The following is a 21,274-nucleotide window of genomic DNA, read 5'->3' on the forward strand; positions in this document are numbered from 1 at the left end:
AACCGTCACGGGGCGTTTTGTTGGAATCCTGCGAAGGATCAACCCAGATCAAAGAGTCTGATCACCTTGACCTCAAAATAATATTCATCCGACGTCCGACGGGACCTGCCTTCCTACCACAGCCTGACCGTACCTTTGTGTCTATGTGGCATCGACTCCCGGCTGTATTCGAATTGCCAATCCGTTTTCATCGCTGTCTATGACCACCTCGCTTCCTTCGAGCAGATGACCTCCGATGATTTCCTTGGCCAGGGGGGTCTCGATATGCGCCTGAAGATAGCGGTGCAGGGGCCGGGCCCCGTAGACCGGATCATAGGCCTCGGTGGCGATGAATTCCCTGGCATGGTCCGTGAGCTCGAGACGGATCTTGCGTTCTTCGAGCCGACCCTGAAGATCCTCCAGGAGCAGGCTGATGATCTGTTTGATCTCCTCCTTGAGAAGCGGCTTGAAAAGCACGATCTCGTCCACCCGGTTCAGGAATTCAGGCCGGAAATGACCACGAAGGGTCGTAAGAACCTGGTCCCTGATCCCGTCGGCCAGTTCCCCTTCCGGGGTGATCCCCTCGAGAAGGATGGTTGATCCCATGTTCGAGGTCATGATGATGATCGTATTCTTGAAATCCACGGTTCGCCCGTGGCTGTCGGTCAACCTCCCATCGTCCAGGATCTGAAGCAGGACGTTGAACACGTCGGGATGGGCCTTTTCGATCTCGTCGAACAGCACCACGCTGTAGGGTTTGCGCCGGACCGCCTCGGCGAGCTGTCCGCCCTCGTCATAGCCCACATAGCCCGGAGGGGCCCCAATGAGCCGGGCCACGGTGTGCTTTTCCATATATTCGGACATATCCAGCCGAACCATGTTCTCCACCGTGTCGAACAGGGTCCGGGCCAGGGTTTTGGAAAGCTCGGTCTTGCCCACCCCGGTGGGGCCGAGAAACATGAACGAGCCGATGGGACGGTTGGGATCCTTGAGTCCCGCCCGGGCGCGAAGCACAGCGTCGGCCACCGCGTCCACGGCCTCGTCCTGCCCGATGACCCGCTTATGCAGGATACCGGGTAGCTTGAGCAGCTTCTCCCGCTCACCCTCGACCAGTTTGTCCACCGGGATATGGGTCCACTTGGCCACGATCTGGGCGATATCGTCGGGCCCGACCTCTTCCTTGAGAAGCCGCGTGCCTTCCTTACCCTGGGCAGCACCGTCGCTCTCCGCAAGCTGCCTGGTCAGCTGGGCGAGCCGGCCGTATTCCAATTCAGCGGCCCGGTTCAAATCGTAATTGCGCTTGGCCTCGTCAATGGCCAGCCGGGTCTGTTCGATTTCACGCTTCAGGTCCTTGAGCCCGTTGATGCTGCTTTTTTCCTTTTCCCACTGGGTCATGAGCACGCTCTGACGCTCGCGAATCTCGGCAAGCTCCTTTTCCAGACGTTCCAACCGCTCCCTGGAAGCCGCGTCGGTCTCCCGTTTCAGGGCTTCGCGCTCGATCTCCAGCTGCATCATCTTCCGGTTGACCTCGTCGAGCTCCGTGGGCAGGGAATCGATCTCCGTGCGGATCATGGCCGCGGCCTCGTCCACCAGATCGATGGCCTTGTCCGGAAGATGGCGGTCGGTAATATACCGGTTGGACAATGCAACCGCATTGACCAGGGCGCTGTCACTGATACGCACCCCGTGATGGACCTCGAACCGCTCCTTGAGCCCGCGCAGAATGGAGACGGCATCTTCCACGGACGGTTCCTCGACCAAAACCGGCTGGAAACGCCGTTCCAGAGCCGGATCCTTTTCAATATATTTGCGGTATTCATCGATGGTTGTCGCGCCGATACAATGCAGTTCGCCCCGGGCGAGCATGGGCTTCAAGAGATTGCCCGCGTCCATGGCCCCTTCGGCCTTGCCCGCCCCGACAATGGTATGGATCTCGTCGATGAACAGAATGATCCTGCCTTCGGATTTCTGGACCTCCTTGAGCACGGCCTTGAGCCGTTCCTCGAACTCTCCCCGGTATTTGGCGCCGGCGATAAGCGACCCCATATCCAGGGCAAACAAGGTCTTGTCCTTGAGTCCCTCGGGAACGTCCTGCTTGAGGATGCGCTGGGCCAGCCCCTCCACGATGGCGGTCTTGCCCACCCCGGCCTCACCGATGAGCACGGGATTGTTCTTGGTCCGCCGGGAGAGAATCCGGATACATCTGCGGATCTCGCCGTCGCGGCCGATGACCGGATCGAGCTTCCCCTGCTTGGCCTCTTCCACAAGATCCCGGCCATACTTCTTAAGGGCATCATAGGTCTCCTCGGGATTGGCCGATGTCACTCGCTGATTGCCCCGTACCTCGGTCATGGTCTGGAGGATCTTGTCCTTGTCGATCTTGAATTGGGCGTTGAGTTTACCAATGGGCGTATGCGTCCCCTCGTCCAAAAGGGCGAGAAAAACATGCTCCACACTGACGTACTCGTCCTTCATCTTCCCGGCCAGATCCAGGGCCTTTAAAAGTACGGCGTTGACCCGCTGGCTGACATAGATGTTCCCGGGCGCCCCTCCGGGAGTCGAAACCTTGGGACGTCGTCCGAGTTCCTGCTCCACCGCCTTGGCATAGGCAGCGGGATCGTATCCCGCCTTTTCCAGAAGCGCGCCCACGAGTCCCTGTTCCTGGGTGACAAGGGAAAGGAGCAGGTGCTCGGCATCCACCTCCTGATGGCCGAAACGGATGGCAATGTTCTGAGCCTGGGAAATGGCTTCCTGGGACTTCTGGGTGAATTTATTCAAATCCATAGTATGTACCTCCCTTGCTGGGGTGCACGGCATATCGTTTTTTTCAGGTTCTCTGTGAACCGATCATACTCAGCGGGTCTGCCTCGCTCGTTGGAGTTCCTGCTCCAGAAATTCGATCCGTTGCAGCAGATCGACGATAATGGTCACCCCCGCAGCGGTCAGGCCGAAATCCCTGTACAACCGGGCGGCCTTGCTGATGCGGGGAATATCCCGGGTCTGGAAAAGATACTCGTTCTGGGCGGTCCGTTCGGCGCAGACCCAATCGCTTTCAACAAATTCCTTCAGGACATCGGGAAGGATGCTGGTCGTTTCCACAAACTCCTCCCAGCAGACCTTGGATGATTGCGCCGGGACCTCGGCCCCGGGACGGGGGGTGATGGTTGTATCAGTCATGTTCTCCCTAACCTCCGGATCATGAAATGGATCGGCAAACCGCAATAAAAAGCATCCGTGCGTCGAGTTGGTTATGTATCGTCATCCTCTGGGAGTGAAACTCGATGTTTCAGCGATCTGTTCCCAGAGGGTGCGTTCCTTTTCTGAAATGGTTTTGGGACTCTTGATGACCACCTGGACCATCTGGTCCCCCTGCGAGGCTCCGCTTCCAAGCCCCTTGCCCTTGATCCGCATCTTCTGCCCGCTGCTGATGCCCGCGGGGATGTTCATTTCCACGGCACCGTCCAGGGTGGGCACCCGCAGTTTCGTGCCCAGCACCGCCTCCCAGGGGGTCAGGGACAATTCATGGATGATGGTTTTTCCATCCACCTTGTAGTGTGGATGACGGGCCAGCCTGATCTTCAGATACAGATCGCCGGCCGGGCCTCCTCCCCTTCCGGGATTGCCCTGACCGGAAAGACGGATCTTGGAACCATCCTTGACGCCCTTGGGAATATTTACATCCAGGGTCTTGGTCCGCATCTGGGGCATTCCGCCGGGGGTTGGAACCTGCTCCTGCAGCGATATGGACTTTCTGCCCCCGTGATAGGCCTCTTCCAGACCGAGCTCGATCTCCACCTCGGCATCGCGTCCCTTGCGGGACATACCACCCCCCGAGCCAAAAGGTCCTCCGGAAAAACCGCCCCCCGGTCCCTGCCGGGTGAACCGGGCGCCCTGACCGGAAAAACCACCTCCTACCCCGCCGAAGATGGTCTCGAAAAAGTCGCTGAACCCGGAATCACCAAACCCCTGGCCGCCGCCGAAATGAACGTTGTCAAATCCCGGAGGCGGTTGAAAATTCTGCCCCTCCTTCCAGTTGGGTCCCAGGGAATCATAGAGTTTCCTTTTTTCAGGATCCTTGAGCACGTCATGGGCCTCATTGATTTCCTTGAACTTTTTTTCAGCTTCGCTGTCGTTGGGATTCAAATCAGGATGATATTTTCGGGCCTGCTTCTTGAAGGCCTTGGAAATCTCCTCCTTGGATGCGGTTTTGGAAACCCCGAGCAGCTTGTAGTAATCTTTATATTCAACACCCATATCCGGTTTCTCCTTGCTGGTTTTCCACGTGCGCCGTCCTGGCCGCAGGGACATCGAACCCGTGCGGTGCGTGAAGGTTATCGGTTACAAACAACCATGGTCATATGGACCACCGCCTGCACGACTGCCCATTGGCAGACGTATGATAGGTAACAATGCTGGAGTCATAGTCAAGATTCTGACAGAAATATTTTCACCAGCATACAGAAATTTTCCCTGCCACCTCCCACATGTGGTGAACGAAAGATTCGCACCCCAGGGCGCATCATATATCGGCGCGATCTCTTGCCCGATCGATGCACTAAAAGGCTACGGACAGGAAAAACAACCCAGAAAATCCTCCGACCCCAACCAGGGATCATACCCCAGAACAGCCTGGTAGAGCGGACGGCCGAAATAACATTCGAGCTCGGTCATCCCTGTTCTGGTCTTTTGGACAAGGGTCTCTCGGAAGCTGAGATCATAGGAACATATATCAAGAATTTCCCGGCGTACAGAGGGAGTGTCCATATCGTTGGTACGAACGACCGCATCGACAAGATGCAATCCGCACCGGGCTTCATGCTCCCTGATCAATTCGGCCAGCCCCGATTTTTCAGGGACCAGATGGGCCCGGGTCAGTCGATCATCCCGGTTCATGAGTTCCTCGATGGGACCCGTATCCCAGCATGTCAGGATACGACATTCCACAGGACGATTTCTGTAGATCTGACACCCCCTGATGGCGGGATCGTAAAAAAGGCATTCCCAGCTTCCTTGTTTGCCCCGGATCTTGAGCAGTTCCTCTTCAAGGGGAACCAGAGATTCTCTGGCCTGATCAAAGACAAACTCCCCTTTGCGAAAACAGACCAGATCCCCTGGATCAAGAACCCCCTCGTCAATCAACCCCTTGTCCTCGAGATGCAGGCCAGGGCCCCCTTTCCTGCAGCAGGTCCCACACCTGACACATTTTTTTTTGATCATCGGCACACGCCCTTCTCCTTGCTCATAACGCACTCTCCACGCTTCTACCGGCAAACGCCCGCTCGCGCACAACCGCAAGACAGACCTGTTCTCATCCAACCGCCTGAAATATCATGGCTGGCCTGCCCCGTTCCGGTCGATTTGACTGTCTGACCGAGCCAGGCATCGTTCATCAAGCCGTTGCCAGACATCGTCGGGAACATCTTGCTTAACGGAGCAACGGCTTGATGGTACGAGGCCGATGAGGGAGTTTCAAACCGACCGGAACGGGGCAGGCCAGCCATGAGAACGAATCACCCCCGCATACAGCGCAAGGCACACTTGTCCGCACGCATCCAACAGCATGAACTATCGAGGCAGGTCTGCTCCGTGTCGGGCGGATCGACTGTTTGACCGAGCCAGGCATCGTTCATCAGGGTGTTGCCAGACATCCTCCGGAACCCCCCAGCCTGTATAAAGCAACACCCTGATGGTACGAGGCCGGCAAGGGAGTTTCGAGCCGCCCGACACGGAGCAGACCTGCCCTGGGAACACCCATCCACCGTGTACAGCGAATCCGACCTTGACGGCCGGGATTTTTTTGCGCACCAAGTAGATCCATTTTCCATCCCATTATATGTACGAGAAAGAGCCATGCCCGCATTCAGTTTTGATCCTATCGGAACGATCCATTCCCCGCATACGAACCTCGAGGGGATGCCCATTCAGCCCACAGGGGCCGCGAATATGGAAGGAACCGTCCATATTCTGGACGAATTTGTCGCCGGACTCAAGGACCTCGAGGGATTTTCCCACATCATCCTGATCTATGCCTTTCATGGAAGCACAGGTTTCAACCTCGAGGTGACCCCGTTCATGGACACGGTTCCCCGGGGCCTTTTCGCCACCCGTGCTCCCCGCCGACCCAATCCCATCGGACTCTCCGTGGTCCAGCTCGTTGGACGGCATGAGGGAATTCTGACCATTCGCGGCGTGGACATCCTCGACGGCACCCCGCTGCTGGACATCAAGCCCTTTGTCCCCAAATTCGACAGTCCCGAGGTGACGGCCACGGGCTGGCTCGAGACCAATGCCCCCAAGGCGGAAAAACTTCGCTCGGATGAAAGGTTCACGTAAGCCCTGCCGCCGCCAGCACGGCACATCTGCTCCCATGCAGGTACCTGAAATATGATGGCCGGCTCACCCCGTTCTGAACGGTTTGACTGTCTGACCGAACCAGGCATCGTTCATCAAACCGTTGCCTGACATCGTCCGGGACATTTTGCGTACATGGAGCAACGACTTGATGGTACGAGGCCGGTGAGGGAATTTCAAACGTCCGGAACGGGGTGAGCCAGCCATGGGAACACCTAAGCCCCGCCGCCGCCAAAGGGATATATTGACTTTGACTGGTGCCGCGGCTATGCATCTACTTTTATCAAAGCGCAAGCATCCTCTGTTGAGGCTGCGCGACCATCACCACTGCAAACACAGGTAGCATTCATGGCCAAAGAAGAAGCAATTGAAGTTGAAGGCGTTGTCGAAGAAGCACTCCCCAATGCCATGTTCCAGATCAAGCTGGACAGCGGGCACAACATCCTGGGACATATTTCCGGTAAAATGCGCAAGTATTATATCCGCATCCTTCCCGGCGACCGGGTCAAGGTGGAGCTCTCCCCCTACGACCTGACCCGCGGCAGGATCACCTACCGGTTCAAATAGCTGTACGGCCTTGTCGTTTTTTGAAGGATAGTCACGATTCGGGACTATCCTTTTTTTGCTTTGCAAGAACGTGGTCGGACAATGATCCGTCCCTGCACCCCTTGCATCCAGCCCGGCTGAAAAGGAGCCCTCCCTATGGCGGAAATCGATCTCCACACACATTCCACGGCCTCGGACGGCACGTTCACCCCGACCGACCTGGTCCGTCATGCCCGTGATCTGGGACTCAAGGCCATCGCCCTGACGGATCACGACACCACCAACGGTCTGAAAGAGGCCGTGGCGGCAGGAGAAAAATACGGTGTGGAGGTCATCCCCGGATGCGAGCTGAGCGTCACCTTTGAGCCGGGATTCATGCACATCGTCGGACTCTGGGTATCCCCGGATGCCGTGCATCTGAACACGGTGCTCAAGAATCTCCGGGACAAGCGGGCCACACGCAATGAACGGATCATTGCCAAGCTGAACCATCTCGGCATCGAGATCACCTACCAGGAGATTCTCGATCTGGCAGGGGATGCCACGGTGGGCCGTCCACATTTTGCCCAGGTGCTGATGCAAAAGGGTATTGTTTCGTCTGTCAAACATGCCTTTGAGCGCTTCCTCGGATCGACCGGATCCGCCTATGTGCCCAAGGACAAGCTGACTCCCGAACAGGCCATCGATGCCTTGCACAAAGAACAGGCCACCATCATCCTGGCCCATCCCTATTCCCTGGAGCTCTCCGGTGAGGCCGAAGCCGCCGAGATCAAGCGCCTTGCCAACCTCGGCATTGACGGGCTCGAGGCGTATTATTCCCTGCACTCTCCCAGCCAGACAAAAAAATATCTCGATCTCTGCAAACGGTTCGACCTGCTGCCGAGCACCTCGTCGGATTTCCACGGCTCGGTCAAACCGGATATCGAATTGGGTGTGGGCAGGGGCAATCTCCAGGGGCCGTATGCCATTCTTCAGGCGTTCAAGGAACGTCGAAAAGATAAAGGATATAGGATATAAAAGGAAGGGCGTAGTCCACAGTGCGCAGGGCACAGTACGCAGTACGCAGTGCGCAGTACGCAGTGCACAGTACGCAGTACGCAGGGCACAGGGAAATACGACCTCTATCGGATCCGGATATAGTAGTATCTTACTCTTGAAAATCTGCCATAAAAAACAAGAAAAAATTCTCTAACCGTTTGAACTTAAAACCTAAAACCTAAAACCTAAAACTTAAAACTGCGGCTTGGCCGCATCAGTATCCTCTGTCTTAAATCATACATCCTCTACCCCATCCTTTCCTCCATGCCGTCATCTCTCCCTCTGCCCGAACTCCTGGCCCCGGCCGGTAATTACGAAAAGCTGGAAACAGCCGTGGCCTATGGGGCCGATGCCGTGTATCTTGGCGGAACATCCCTCAACCTGCGGGCCAAGTCACAGGGATTTTCAGCCCGCAACCTGCCCCGGGCCCTCGACTTCGCCCATGCCAACGGGGTACGGGTTTACTATTGCCTGAATATCCTGGCCTGGGAGAAGCATCTTCCACGAGTGGCAGATACCCTTAAACACCTGGCAGAGCTTCCGGTGGACGGCCTGATCATCGCCGATCCGGGGATCATCCGGCTGGCCCAAAAGATCGCCCCGCACATCCCCATCCATCTGAGCACCCAGGCGAACACCTCCAATAGCGCTTCCGCCCTGTTCTGGAAGGACATCGGGGTGAGCCGGGTCAATCTGGCCCGGGAACTCGGCGCCTCAGCCATTCGCGATGTTGCCGGCCAGGTGGACGGGCTCGAACTGGAGCTCTTTGTCCACGGCGCCATGTGCATGGCCATTTCCGGCCGGTGCCTTTTGAGCGCCCATCTGAACGAACGGTCCGCCAATCTGGGGCTGTGCACCCACCCCTGCCGCTTCGACTACAAGACCGTGGCCATTCGGGTGGACGAACAAACCCGCCCGGGAGAAGGGCTCTGGGAGATCACCCAGGACGAAGAGTATTCCCAGATCCTGAGCGCCCAGGATCTCTGTCTGATCAAATACCTGCCCTGGTTCGTCAAAAACCGGATCACCTCCCTGAAAATCGAGGGACGGATGAAGACCTCGGCCTACCTCTGCCGGGTCGTGGACACCTACCGCACCGGTCTCAACGACCTGGCCGCAAAAAATTTCCGGCCCCATCTCTATCTGGACCACCTCTTCCGCACAGCGACCCGCCCCTTGAGCTCCGGCTTTTTCTGCCCCAGACGCAAAATATTCTTCACCCCCGAGGCTCAACCAGAAAAGACCGTTCTGGCCCGGATCATCCGGCAGATCGGTGCTGATTCCTGGGAGATAGCCGTTAAAAACCAGTGGGATGTCACCCGGCCCGTGGCCATTCTCGCCCCGGGATTGAAGCGGCCTGTTCTCTCCCCGGATCTGTTTCGCGTGGAAAAAGAAACCGGGGAGGCCGTGACCACGGCCAACCCCGGTCTGAACTACGTACTCCGGACCGATCACCCGGACCTCGCCCCCCACCTCTTTCTGGAACAATGCCCCAACGACCGGGCAACAAACTGATCACCCCTTTTGCTTTCTCGCTGCCGTACGCACCCTGTACAGCCGCTCGGTAAACCCGCCGTCCCGGGTAAAGTCCCGGGCCAGCCGCTCGACCTGCCGGTCAAGAAGATAGCAGGCCAGGTTCAGAAGGCTCAGGGCAGCGTTGGCCACCAGACAGGAATAGGGCAACACGGACTCACACGGACTGGCACCGACAGACACGGACTCGGGTCTTGCCATGTCCGTGGCAGTCCGTGTTCGTCCGTGCCTGTCCGTGTTGCCACCAGCCCGCCTTTCCGCCCTCACCCATTGCTGCACGTCATTCAAACTCGCACATCGCCTCGCCTTGAACCGCACCAGCGCCGGGTGCCCTGCCGGCAATTGCGGCAGTCCCCGCTGACGCAAAAAATCCTCGTAATCGAGCCGCAACTCCTCGAGGCTGGCTCGGGCCACATTGGTCAGCTTGAGCTCCATCTTCCTGGATGTTCCCGAAGCCTGGGAGCCTTCAGCGATATTCTGCACCCCGGAGCGGGCCGCCTGAACCATCTGGTCACGGGTCCTGCTGAAGCGATCCACATAGAGCTCACAAAAACGCACCGTGACATCATAGGCCAGCTGGGCAATCTGAAAACTCTTCAGGTTGCGGTACCCACCGTGCTTGGGGATAAGGTCCTCGTGAAAAGGCATGGTTTTGTTCCTTTTTGTAATGGACTGACACGGACTGACAGGGATTACACGGACTCACACGGACAATCACAGACTCACACAAAGCCGTGTCGCCCAAGTGTCCGTGCAGGTCCGTGTCAGTCCGTGTCAGTCCGTGTCAGTCCGTGTAATCATCCTTCCAACCCGGCAAAAAACAGCTCCCAGAAGGGATCCTTGTCCGGCTCCTTAAGCACCTGTCTGGTACCGTTACGGACAAGCGTGTTTTCCTTCAAGCCGGCGTCAAACCTTCCCAGAACCATGCTTTCTATGCCTGCCTTGCGCCACTCGCCTTGCACCGTGGCCACGGCTTTGGGCTCGACAGCGGCCAGCAGGGTTCCCTCGCTGATAGCCTGCCAGGGGTCGAAATCCAGGGCTCTGGCCAGGGCGGCGATGTCTTCGGGCAGTTCAATAGCATCGAAATTCACGTCCACCGGTATCCCCGAGGCGGCAGACATTTCCCAGAGTCCTCCCAGGACCCCGCCCTCGGTGGCATCGTGCATGGCGTGTACGCCCCCGGCCTGAAAGGCCGTAAGGGCGTCCTTGACCACGGTGATCTGATCGACCCGGCCTTTCAGGGAAGCGAGCATGTCTGCGGAAAGCTCCCGGGCCAGCCGATCCTGATACACGATGGCAAGCAGGGCCGCGGCCTCGATGCACGGCCCCTTGGTCATCAGGATCGTATCGCCGTCTCTGGACCCGCCCGGTGAGATCCATGCGTCCCTGTCTGCCGTTCCCCAGACGGTCACCCCGCCGATTGTCGGCACGGTCACGGCCCCGTACCATCCGGTATGACCGCCCACGATGGCGATGCCGAGCTCTTTGGCAGCACGGGAGATGCTGGTGATGATGGTTCGCGCGTCCGGCTCGGGAGTGTTGGGGGGAAGCAGCAGGGTGTAGGTCATGAATTCCGGCCTGATTCCCGTAACCGCCACGTCGCTGGCCCCGATATGCACGGTGAACCACCCCATGATATCCAGGGGCAATCCCGGGGCGGGAAAGATGGGGTCTTCGGCAATGGCCATGACCCGGCCGTCGCCGGTTTGAAGAACGGCCGCGTCCAGCCCCGGACCCGGACCGACCAGCACCCGATCGCTCGGGGCACCCAGGGCACCCTGCACCAGGGCATCCAACCGGGAAGGGTTCGGCTTGCCCACCAGATTACTCACGATGCACCGGCCTGCCGAGTTCGGCCTCCACATCGGCCACCTTGCCCTCCAGCCGATCCACGCTCCCCTTGCGATCGTCGATGGTGATGGAGGTGATCACCCGGCCCGCCTGTTCCATCATCAGATTGTGGCATTGCATGATCACCCGCATGACCTCGTCCTGATCTCCCTCGATGGTCGTCTGCATGGTCCCGAGTTTGTACTTCAGGCCGGATGTGTCGATCACATCGACAACCGCCGCGATATGTTTCCTGAATTCTCCGCCTACCCCCACGGGCAACACTGAAAAACCTGCGAGCATGGCTGACCTCCTTGTTGATTGATACGGTGGGTATACAACACCTTCACGTTTCCTTTCCCTCTTCATGGGACCGCAACGGTTTATCATCCGCAAACAGGGCTGGCAATTGGTTGGTCGCCTGGAACACGCCACAGTCGTTCTCGTCCAAGCACCAGAACTTTCATGGTCGGCTCACCCCGTTCCGGTCGGTTTGACTGTCTGACCGAGCCAGGCCTCGTTCACCAGGCCGTTGCCTGACATCGCCCAGAACGTACTGTTTTCATTGAGCAACGGGCTGGGGTTACGAGGCCGGCGAGGGAGTTTCAAGCCAATCGGAACGGGGTGAGCCGACCGTGAGAACACATCACGCTTGGCGCCTGAAACAGGAAAAGCCCGCCAACAGGGCGGGCTTTTCAATCACCAGGGGAGGTGGGAGGAATTATCGCTTCATCTGAATCAGGACATTGAGCATCTCATCGGTTGTCGTAATGGTCTTGCTGTTGGCCTGGTACCCCTTCTGGGTGGTGATCATGCTCACAAACTCGGTGGCCAGATCCACATTGGACTGCTCCAGGGAATTGGAGGCAATGGCCCCCTTGCCGCTGGCATTGGCCAGCCCGGTGAGCGGCGGTCCGGAGGAGCGGGTCTCGGAGAAGAGGTTGCCGCCCTCGCGGTACAGGGAATACTGATCATTGAAGTCGGCCAGGGTCAGGGCGTAGAGTTCCAGAACCTGCCCGTTGGAATAGCTGCCGGTCAGAATCCCGTCCCGATCCACGGACACCCCCTGGAGAAACCCGGCCGTATAGCCGTCCTGGGACTGGAACAGGGTGGTCGATCCCGTGTTGTAGGAGGTGGTCGCCAGGGCGGAGCGAGAGGCGTTCATGCTCGGAAGATTATCCCACGCCCAGACACCACTTTCCCTGTCACCTTCGGCCGGTGCGGGGAAAGATCCGCCGCCGCCGATTTCACCAGCATTATCAGGAACGGTACCCGAAGATGCTCCCCATTCCGTGGTTGAATTCTTGATTCCAAAATTGATCTCGATATTCTTGGACTCTTCTTGGGTTGCGGCCGAGGCATCGTCCTCCTGCAGGAAATTGGCAGTGCAGATAGGATAGCCGTTGGAAGAAAATTCCGCTGGGGTCCAGTTCTCAAGATCCTTGAGATCCGCAGGAACCCTTCCGTTCAGATCTTCCGGCAGGGTGAACGCGGAACTGTTGGTCAGTTCACCGGCGGCATTGAAGGTCAGGGTGCCGATCATCACGACCCCGGCGGCCTTGGTTCCTGCAAGCGGATAATTGGTATCGTCAGCCGGATCCGGGGTTGCATTCGAATCGACCAGCGTCCTACCATCTTCGGCAGGCGGAATGGTGACTATGTACTCCCAGAGCTGCTTGCCGCCCGCATTGGCGGTAACCTCGGGGTCCTTCACCGGATCGAAATACACGGTCATGTTATGTGCGGTGCCATTCTGATCATAGGTCTTGATGGTCGACTGGTAACTGTACATGCTGTCACCAATAGGCTCATCTGCTGTAGCGTCCCAATTGGCAAACATGGCGAACATGGGATCGGAATCGTAGGTGGTGGTGGCCGGAGTATCCCCTTCAATTCTATGTGTGGACTTGTCTGTACTCTGGGAATCCAGATTGGTCATGATATCGACCTTGGAGGTCGCCTGGGGCGGGGACTGGAAATTGTCCAGCACGATATCCGTGGGCACACCCTCGATTCTGGCGGAAGAATTTTCCGTGGAAGTAGCTGTGGCCGCAATGGGATTATTGTCGTTCTGCACCTTCCATCCCTGGACCGCATACCCGTGGGGGTCGGTCAGTCTGCCGTCGGCGTCGAACCGGAAATTTCCGGCCCGGGTATAATACTGGACACCTTCGCCCGGAGGGGAGACCACGAAAAAGCCCTTGCCTCCTATGGCCAGGTCCGTGGCCTCGGTGGTTGTTTCAAGGGACCCCTGGGCAAAATCGGCCATGACCGTTCCCACCTGCACACCGCGACCGATCTGGCCGGTGCCGGCGGCCGTTGTGGTGGCCTGGCTCATGGCATCCTCGAAATGGAGCCGTGAGCCCTTGAAGCCCACCGTGCTGACATTGGCGATGTTGTTGCCGATGACGGTCATGGATTCGCCGTGGGCCTTGAGACCGCTGGTTCCCGAATAAAGCGCTGCTGACAATCCCATAATTTCCTCCTTTTCCCTGATCGCCCATGCCGTACAGATCCATGGTCGATCCGGTCCTCCGGGGGTTACCCTTTGGACGCTATATTATTCTTCCCCTGATTCATTCTCTGCACTCTGTCCTGATGAGTCCTGAACCATGGCCACTTCGCGAACATCGAGGATGTTCACGGTCCGGCCATCGGACAGGTTGAGCATGGTCTGTCCGTCCACCGACTCCACACTGGATACGATGCCGGCAACCTCTGTATTGGTCAGAACAGGCTGGCCATTGGCCCCTTCGGCGGCAAAGGTCACCCTGTAGGTGCCGTCGGGCTGCTTCTGGCCGTCATAGTCGATTCCGTCCCAATTAAAGGCATAGGTTCCCGCCTGCCTGGCACCGACCTCTTCCGAGTCGATCATGTTTCCATCCGAATCAAAGATGTTGATGGTCATCCGCACCGCAGGATCTTCAATGGTATAATAGAGCGATGATGACTGATCCTCGCTCTTGCTGATCGTGCTGCCGGCAGAGACGACACCCTTGCCGATATAGTTCACGCCGCTGAGCATGTCCTGAGAGCTGTTGTCGACCAGTGTATCGATCCCCTTGGAAATGTTGGTCATCTGTTCCAGGTTGGAAAACTGGGCCAGCTGGGAAATAAACTGGGTATCTTCCATGGGCTTGAGAGGATCCTGGTTTTCAAGCTGGGTGACCAGAAGCTGCAAAAAAGCGTCCTTGCCCAGCTCGGATGCGTCCCCAGTGGCCTGAGCCGATGCGGCCTGATCCCGCTCGTAGGCTCCCAAAATATTCCCTGCTGTCTGTATACCTGACATGATGACCTCGTGTTATGCGAAAAAATCAATTCCTCTGGGGGAAATATTTGCCCCATGATCCAGTATTTGCATTTCACGGGCCAAACCATCTCCTTCCCCGCGCAACGAGCGCCAGCGCAATTCCCGCATATTGGCCTCGAACTGCTCCTGGGACTGGTTGTGTTCAGAGCCGCCGTTCCATTGATTCGGTCGATCATGCGAAGGCATCTGGTTCTGGACCTCCAGCTTGACCACGCGAAGCCCCTGCTTTTCAAGATGTTCCTTGAGCTGAACCATCTGCTCGCCCAGAACGCGCGAGGTGTCTTCGTGGCTGGTCCGTAAAACCGCATTGACCTCCTTGCCCCTCACCTGAAGGATGACATTGACTGCCCCCAGGTGGGCCGGATTGAGCTGCAGCGTGAGCTGCTTCTTTCCCTGCCCGAGATTGGTAAAGGCCCCGCGCTGAACCTGATCCAGGATATTTCGGGAGACACTCCGACGATCCGTTGCAACCTCCTCACCCCGCATATCCATATCCAGAATGGTCCGGGAAAACATGTTCTCCGAACGGACACTGGTCTCACCGGCCTGTGGCCCCTGGCCCTTGTTCCCTGCCGAGGCACCGCCATCCTTGTCCTTGAACCCCATCATGTCCTTGAATTGTTCCGAGTCCCTGGACACAAGCCGCCCGTCTCCCTTTTCAGAACCCCTGGCGTTCACCAGACGGGACTGTTCCATATCGTTGTGTTCTTCCGGGGTATGCTGCAGCGAAGAGACATTCTGGTGCAGTTCGGAACCCTTGGCGGTCCGCGATGCAGCCTCATCACCACTTCCCGGCTGGGCCACGCTTTTCTGGTTGAGCATGGCGCGCAGATCAGACCATGGATCGGCTTTCCCCGCTTTGGTCGAAGCCTGTTCGGCCTGGGGAACAGGCTCTTCCTGGCCCTGATTGTTCGTGGCGGAAAGGGCTTCCCCGGCCGTTTGCCCGGCGAGATGTTCCCTGCCCGATGTCTTTGGAAGCCGGTCAAGGGTTTTGGCGAGCAGCTCCCGCAAAAGGTTCACATCTTCCTTGGTCATCCCGAGCGATTTCATCTGCGCGAGAACCCGCGCGGATGACGCATCATTGGCATCCAGCTTCTCGAGCAATGCGCGGAGCCTGCTTAACAGCTCCGTGTTGCCAAGAAGCAACTCGCTGACCCGGGAAGGGTCTGCATGGGAGGACGAGCCCGCCTGACTCGCCGCAGGGATCCCCTCTTCCTTGGCAAGCAAAGCGAGCAGCCGCTGGAGCATCCGGGCCTGATCCCTGGTGATTGCAACGGGTCCGGTCCCCTGTGAACCGTTCGTGTTCGAGCTTCCAGACTCCGTAAGCAGGGCAAGAAGCTGCATCAGGGATTGCAGGGCCTTGTCTTTGACCGTTTCTGATGGCCCGTCATGCGAAGCCTGCTCGGTGACCGTTTCTGTTTGCCCGTCATCAGAAGCATGTTCTTTGCCTTCCACGGCAATCTTCTGGTCCGTTTCCGTGCCCTCTTCCTCATTCTGGTCAGCAGGTCGATCCGCGACAGGGGAAAAATTTTCCCGGTCTCCATCCGAATCGGCGGGTTCTTTGTGTTCGTTGTGTTGCGAAGATGCAGCAGGCGGAGCCTTGCGATCCGCTCCGTCATCCGAGGCAAGGCACTGGGAAAAACAGGACTCAAACTCTGTATCGGCCCCGTTTTCGTAGCCTCCATTCATGTCCGATGAGCCGAAAAACGGTTGGCCTTTCGTCTCCATCAGGGGGGAAAAAATGTGCATACACTACCTCCTTGAAGGGCATATCTACAAAAGCCGTTCCAGAAGTGGTGCACTGGCGATACAAAGGGTATGGGGGAGGGATTATTCGAGCAGGGAGATGATCCGCTCGAAAAGGGCGAGAACGTCCAAATGGGACGCGCGGGAGAAATCGTTGTTTTCCAGAACGAGCCTGGCAAAACGAAGGCAGGGGGCCAGCGCGGGCAGGGAGGGGTGATCGAAACAATCATCCGCGCCTGCAGGGCCGTGCGCACACTGAGCGGCCACCTTCCGGCACAGGACAAGGAGTCCGGCACGCATCTTTGCCGTCAGGATGGGAAATGCGGTGACGAAGACCGCAGCCTCTTTTGTGGCCGTGGCCTCGTTGCACCCCCCGAAGTGCCACTTCCACAGATAATGCCAGAACCGATCCAGGGCCTGCCTGGACGAGGGGGACGGGGAAACTGATCCCACCGGATCGAGCCAGTACAATCCCTGACGACGCGAAGAACGCATCAGCTCCAGGCCGGTGAAGGTCATCTTTTCGAGATTGTGCGCCCGATGGCGGATCACCTCATCCACCAATCGAACGATCTTGGAGGCGGCAAATACCTGCGTACACCTGGGCTCCCCGAACCGGCACGACCAGCATCCTGAACAGCTCATGGTCGTTCTGAGAACATAATGCCCTCCCTGATAGGGTCCGGTTTCCCAGGGATTGACCGGGCCCATGGAGAGATTCAGGGTCTGCAGGCCGGTCCATGCGGCAAGATGCATGGGGCCGGTATCCGGGGTGATCATCAGCTGCAGGGTCTGACCGATGCGGGCCAATTGAGCCAGGGAGGTCGTGCCCGCAAGGTTCAATACGGGGACGTCGAGGCGGGCGGCCACCTGACGCCCGAGCTCCCGTTCTCCAGGGCCTCCGAGCAGGACGGGGCGCACCCCCCTGGCCAGGAGTCCCTGGGCCAGTTCGGTCCAAAAGGAGGCAACGGGACGCTTTTCTTCCTGGCTGGCCCCGAGAAAGATGCCCACCTTGGGATTGTCCGGGGACAATTGCCTGGGCGCAGGCCAGGTCGTGGCCCGAAGATCGCCCAGGGGGATGACATCGAGGGCGTTTAATTCAGCCCAGTGAAAGGTGTTGTGCCTGTTGGAATTGACCAGAGAGGCCCTGTATAATTGCCAGTTTCCCTGGATGTACATATGATCCTGGGTATCCAGAAAGGGGCCGATCTTCTCCTCGGCCCGAACCTTGCCGGCCAGAAAGGCCCCTTCACGCCGATGGCTTACATTGATGACCAGGCTGTAGTCCTGTTGCAGAATCCGGTTGTGGTCCGAAGAAGGAACATACCTGACAGAAGGCCCCAATACTGCGAGATCTTTATAAAACCGCGCTTCAGCCACCACAACGATCTCCTGTCCCGGAAACCGCCGCTGCAACCACAGGAGCAGGGGAAAGGTGAGGATGAGATCGCCCATGCGCAGCATCTGGATGACAAGAATCGGTTTCATAAAAGGGCCTGAAAATCCTGCTCAAAGCCGCACTGACAGGTATATGGAAAAAGGTGGCAGTGCGCGGTCACGATCCGTACCGCCCACGCATCACCCTGAAAATGACCTCGATGCGATGCTCATAGGTGTGCTCGGCCAGGACCCGCCTGCGGGCCCTGGCCGCAACCTTGTTGCGGGCGGTATCGTGATGCAGATAAAACCGGACCAGATCCCTGATTTCCCCGGGATCGTGAAAACAGATCACCTCGCTGCCGGGATCGAAAAGGTCCTCGATCTGCCTGCGGTGGTCGGTAAGCAGAAACTGCCCGCAGGCCGGAACATCGAAGACCCGCTGGTTGACCGCGCCTTTCATCTGCAGACTCGTGCAATTGAAATTGATGGTCGAACAGGGATAGAAAAAGGGAAGTTCCTTGTAGTAGTTCAACCCCGGATGGTACCGCCATTGGTTTCCCGGCCTGCCCAGCAACCGGTGCCAGCCCCTGTCCCCGACGATCAAGGGAGAGAACGAAAGGATCTGCTGCACACAGGAGAGCCGGTATTCCAGGGTCGCCTGCCAGGTGACCAGGGTCTCGTAGGCCAGACGCTCTTCCATGTTTGAAAGTCCGTGCAGCTCTCCGGCCAGCTCCGGATAGGCACGGGCCAGAAACGATTCCACGCTGGACGCCTCCTCCGGGCCGAATCCCTGGGCCACCTTGTGAAACATCTTTTTCAGCCGGGCAGGAAAATCGAACAGCCTGAGCTTGTCCTCCACCTTGGAGACCATGGAATTGCCCACAAAGGAAACATCCGATCGCCAGCGGGAACGATCATCCGGACAGGACCGCGGAAGGAACCGGTGCGCATCCGTAGCCAGGGGGAGGTAATGGACATCCTCAAATCCCCGATCGTTAAGCGTGGAGACATTGTCCGCGTCCCAGGTGAAGATGGTTGTCAACGGCGAGGACAGATCCTTGTAATGATAGAGGATGAGATGGGGATTATCCACGAACCACGAGGCCAGAGGAATGCGCATCTTTTCCAGGAGTCCGGTGAGTACCCCTTCACGATCCACGCCAAGGTGGTTGATCGTCAGCACGAAATCGGGCTGAAAGGAGATAACCGCCTTTAAGATATCCTCGACGAATTCCTGGCAGCCGACCTCTTCGTCCGGAAGGACGACCAATCTGTAGGGCACACCCATCCGGTCGCACACGCTCGTGAATTCGCCGATGAGAAAATATCCGCTGGTCAAAAGAAGAACCCGGGGCGTGTCGGAGACAAATCGGGGATATCGGGTTTTGGCCCAGAAATCCTCCTTGCTGCCCCCTTCCAGGGTTTGCGCCATAGTCCCGTAATACCCGGGATCAAGCCGTTTGTAGGCCGGATGCACCAGGGGCACCAACGGCGGATGATCCTTATGGTCCATCTGCCATCTGGTCAGGATGTTCAGGGCGTCTGTACCATTGTCGGCGTCGATCCAGAGGATTTGTTCCTGGTCGGCAAAGCGCGCTTTGAGCCCGGTTGCCTCGTATATGGGTTTTTCCTTGTCCACGATGGCGAAGGGGCCTTCCCAGGTTTGTACCAGGGTTTCCAGGGCAAATCCCATCCCGCTGCCAAGCAGAACCGGGAGGCAGGGGGGAACGAGCCCGGCCTCATCGATCATCCGCTGCTCGAGCCGCCTGCCGTATTTTCCCACCAGATGCCGGGACCTGCCCTGGATCTCGAGAACGACATCGACCACCTCATTTCCCTGGAAAAGAGGCTGCACCGTATAGGTTGTGTCATCTGCGTGCTGCATGATTTTTTCCATCACGAATCCTGCCGACCGGGAGCATCAGCGCCCGGCAAACCGCTTTCCACATGAATCAATGTTTGATGTCGGGATGCTTGAAATAAAACTCCACACGTCGATTGATCTTCCTGTTTGCCTCGCTCGTATTGGGAACAAGAGGCCGGGTATCTGCATAGCCAACAGCCTTGAGACGAAACGGCGAGATGGAACTGTGCTCGAGCAGGTAGCGAACCGCGGATGCTGCTCGGGCCGAGGAAAGCTCCCAATTGGAGGGATAGGTCGAGGAGGTCGGGACAATATCGTCGGTATGTCCGCGTACGATCAGATCAAAATTGTGGTCCCTCAGAACCGTTGTCACCTTGTCCAGAACCGGCACAGCCTCCCTGGTCAGCACGGCTGAGCCGGATTCGAACATGACACCGCTGCTGATGCGCATGAGCAACCCGGAATCTTCGGGCTTGAGATCCACATTCTTTTTGAGACTCTCATCCTCCTGCAGGGCCGATTGCATGGCCGCGTTCAATCCCAGAACATCCTTGTTCTGCTGGCTCATGGGGATGCCGTCGCGCTCGTATTTGGAGGGCGAAAAAGCAATGTAGGTGTCCTGCTTCCGTTTGACCTGCACACCAAAGGCATCCTTGACCGATCCCATCATGTCCTGGAATTTTTGAATGTCCATGTTGGCAAAGGAGAGCAGAAGGACGAAAAAGGTCAGCAAAAGAGACATGAGGTCGGCAAAGGTGGACATCCATGCCGGTGCCCCCTCTTCGCACGGCTGGTCGTCGAGGCACTTTCGGGGAAGCGGAAGACCCTTTTTGTTGTCGCTGTTCACTATGTTCCGTTCTCCCTCAGCACGGGAGCCAGATAGGCCTCGAGCTTGTCGCTGACAATCCTGGGGTTGTCGCCGTTAAGAATGGAAATGACCCCTTCGACTATTATCTCCCTGTACAAGGTGTCTTCTGCGGAGCGCTCCCCGAGTTTGGTCGCTATGGGCAGAAAAACGACATTGGCCAGAACCGCACCGTAAAAGGTCGTCAGCAAGGCTATGGCCATGGCCGGGCCGATGGACGAGGGATCGTCCAGATTCTGAAGCATGTTCACCAGACCGACCAGGGTCCCGATCATTCCAAAGGCCGGGGACATGGCACCCATGGATTTGAAAATCCCCTGTCCCTGGCGATGTCGCTGCTTCATGAAATTGATCTCTGTTTCCATGACCGAACGGACAAGATGCTCCTCTGTGCCGTCCGCCACCATGAGTATCCCTTTTTTGAGAAAGGGGTCGTTTACATCGGCCCTTTCAAGGGCCACCAGACTCTGCTTGCGTGCCAGTTCGGCAAGCTCCACAATCGTGGCAACAAGTTCGAGGGGTTTGGCCGGTTTGGCAAAAAAGGCCTTCATCATCACCCGAAAGGCCCTGAAAACCGTGGACATGGGGTACATGACAAAGGTCACGGCAACCGTACCGCCGATGACAATACAGACAGAAGGGATATCGATGAAAGCTCCCAGACTCCCGCCCAGAAACATGGCCGTGACGATCAATCCGAAACAGGCCGCAATACCCAGCAGTGTTCCTATATCCATACGAATTATTATTTATATTGTAAGAAGGGCAGGCTTGCCGGACCGCAGTTGCAATCCTTTTCAGAGCAAGCTTGTAAAATGTTTTCAAAGCTCGA

General features: G+C 57.5%; 18 protein-coding genes. 4 read left to right on the forward strand and 14 right to left on the reverse strand.

The genetic code is table 11. The features are described from left to right. Positions 1 to 141: 141 nt before the first annotated feature. The 4 genes from clpB to ACTVJH_RS02400 all read right to left on the reverse strand — a co-directional run bounded on the left by clpB (position 142) and on the right by ACTVJH_RS02400 (position 5,196). On the reverse strand, positions 142 to 2,763 hold the full coding sequence (gene clpB / locus ACTVJH_RS02385) for an ATP-dependent chaperone ClpB (RefSeq protein ID WP_455987088.1): 2,622 nt from the start codon (positions 2,761 to 2,763) through the stop codon (positions 142 to 144). A 69-nt stretch (positions 2,764 to 2,832) separates the two neighbouring features. Beyond that, positions 2,833 to 3,156 carry a chaperone modulator CbpM gene (locus ACTVJH_RS02390; protein WP_455987090.1) on the reverse strand — a complete coding sequence of 108 codons (324 nt, stop codon included), beginning with the start codon at positions 3,154 to 3,156 and terminating at the stop codon, positions 2,833 to 2,835. An 81-nt stretch (positions 3,157 to 3,237) separates the two neighbouring features. Further along, positions 3,238 to 4,233 (reverse strand): DnaJ C-terminal domain-containing protein, encoded by a 996-nt coding sequence (locus ACTVJH_RS02395; protein ID WP_455987092.1) that lies wholly within the window; start codon positions 4,231 to 4,233, stop codon positions 3,238 to 3,240. 309 nt (positions 4,234 to 4,542) lie between these two features. Beyond that, positions 4,543 to 5,196: a YkgJ family cysteine cluster protein gene (locus ACTVJH_RS02400; RefSeq protein ID WP_455987196.1), complete on the reverse strand. Its 654-nt coding sequence runs from the start codon at positions 5,194 to 5,196 to the stop codon at positions 4,543 to 4,545. A 633-nt stretch (positions 5,197 to 5,829) separates the two neighbouring features. On the opposite strand from ACTVJH_RS02400, the gene tsaA reads away from it, so the two are divergent. The 4 genes from tsaA (at position 5,830) to ACTVJH_RS02420 (ending at position 9,429) form a co-directional block, all read left to right on the forward strand. Next, positions 5,830 to 6,312, forward strand: coding sequence for a tRNA (N6-threonylcarbamoyladenosine(37)-N6)-methyltransferase TrmO (tsaA, locus tag ACTVJH_RS02405; protein WP_455987094.1), 483 nt, complete (start codon positions 5,830 to 5,832; stop codon positions 6,310 to 6,312). 366 nt (positions 6,313 to 6,678) lie between these two features. Beyond that, positions 6,679 to 6,897, forward strand: coding sequence for a translation initiation factor IF-1 (gene infA, locus ACTVJH_RS02410; RefSeq protein ID WP_455987096.1), 219 nt, complete (start codon positions 6,679 to 6,681; stop codon positions 6,895 to 6,897). Between the two features lie 135 nt (positions 6,898 to 7,032). Then, the gene (locus tag ACTVJH_RS02415) at positions 7,033 to 7,893 is read left to right on the forward strand and encodes a PHP domain-containing protein (protein WP_455987098.1); all 861 of its coding nucleotides are present in this window, start codon (positions 7,033 to 7,035) and stop codon (positions 7,891 to 7,893) included. A gap of 285 nt (positions 7,894 to 8,178) precedes the next feature. Continuing rightward, the gene (locus ACTVJH_RS02420; RefSeq protein ID WP_455987100.1) at positions 8,179 to 9,429 is read left to right on the forward strand and encodes a peptidase U32 family protein; all 1,251 of its coding nucleotides are present in this window, start codon (positions 8,179 to 8,181) and stop codon (positions 9,427 to 9,429) included. Here ACTVJH_RS02420 and ACTVJH_RS02425 read toward each other — a convergent pair whose 3' ends face one another. From ACTVJH_RS02425 to ACTVJH_RS02470, 10 genes are all read right to left on the reverse strand, one after another. Then, entirely contained in the window at positions 9,430 to 10,095 is a 666-nt protein-coding gene (locus tag ACTVJH_RS02425) for a four helix bundle suffix domain-containing protein (protein ID WP_455987102.1), read from the reverse strand. 149 nt (positions 10,096 to 10,244) lie between these two features. Then, entirely contained in the window at positions 10,245 to 11,279 is a 1,035-nt protein-coding gene (locus ACTVJH_RS02430) for an AIR synthase family protein (RefSeq protein WP_455987104.1), read from the reverse strand. Next, complete coding sequence (locus ACTVJH_RS02435; RefSeq protein ID WP_455987106.1) at positions 11,272 to 11,580, reverse strand: MTH1187 family thiamine-binding protein; 309 nt, start codon at positions 11,578 to 11,580, stop codon at positions 11,272 to 11,274. Before ACTVJH_RS02435 ends, ACTVJH_RS02430 begins: the two co-directional genes overlap by 8 nt. Positions 11,581 to 11,998: 418 nt before the next feature. After that, positions 11,999 to 13,753, reverse strand: a complete 1,755-nt coding sequence (locus tag ACTVJH_RS02440; RefSeq protein WP_455987108.1) for a flagellar hook protein FlgE — start codon at positions 13,751 to 13,753, stop codon at positions 11,999 to 12,001. Between the two features lie 84 nt (positions 13,754 to 13,837). Then, entirely contained in the window at positions 13,838 to 14,566 is a 729-nt protein-coding gene (locus ACTVJH_RS02445; protein WP_455987110.1) for a flagellar hook assembly protein FlgD, read from the reverse strand. 12 nt (positions 14,567 to 14,578) lie between these two features. Further along, positions 14,579 to 16,336 carry a flagellar hook-length control protein FliK gene (locus ACTVJH_RS02450; protein ID WP_455987112.1) on the reverse strand — a complete coding sequence of 586 codons (1,758 nt, stop codon included), beginning with the start codon at positions 16,334 to 16,336 and terminating at the stop codon, positions 14,579 to 14,581. Positions 16,337 to 16,417: 81 nt separating this feature from the next. Then, a complete protein-coding gene (locus tag ACTVJH_RS02455) occupies positions 16,418 to 17,821 on the reverse strand; it encodes a glycosyltransferase family 9 protein (protein ID WP_455987114.1) in 1,404 nt (467 codons plus the stop codon). 67 nt (positions 17,822 to 17,888) lie between these two features. Beyond that, complete coding sequence (locus ACTVJH_RS02460) at positions 17,889 to 19,598, reverse strand: CgeB family protein (RefSeq protein ID WP_455987116.1); 1,710 nt, start codon at positions 19,596 to 19,598, stop codon at positions 17,889 to 17,891. A 67-nt stretch (positions 19,599 to 19,665) separates the two neighbouring features. Beyond that, positions 19,666 to 20,424, reverse strand: a complete 759-nt coding sequence (locus tag ACTVJH_RS02465) for a flagellar motor protein MotB (RefSeq protein ID WP_455987118.1) — start codon at positions 20,422 to 20,424, stop codon at positions 19,666 to 19,668. Then, entirely contained in the window at positions 20,424 to 21,179 is a 756-nt protein-coding gene (locus ACTVJH_RS02470) for a motility protein A (protein WP_455987120.1), read from the reverse strand. The genes ACTVJH_RS02465 and ACTVJH_RS02470 overlap by 1 nt, the downstream gene beginning before the upstream one ends. Between the last annotated feature and the right edge of the window lie 95 nt (positions 21,180 to 21,274).

It is taken from the genome of Desulfoplanes sp. PS50 (assembly GCF_053851535.1).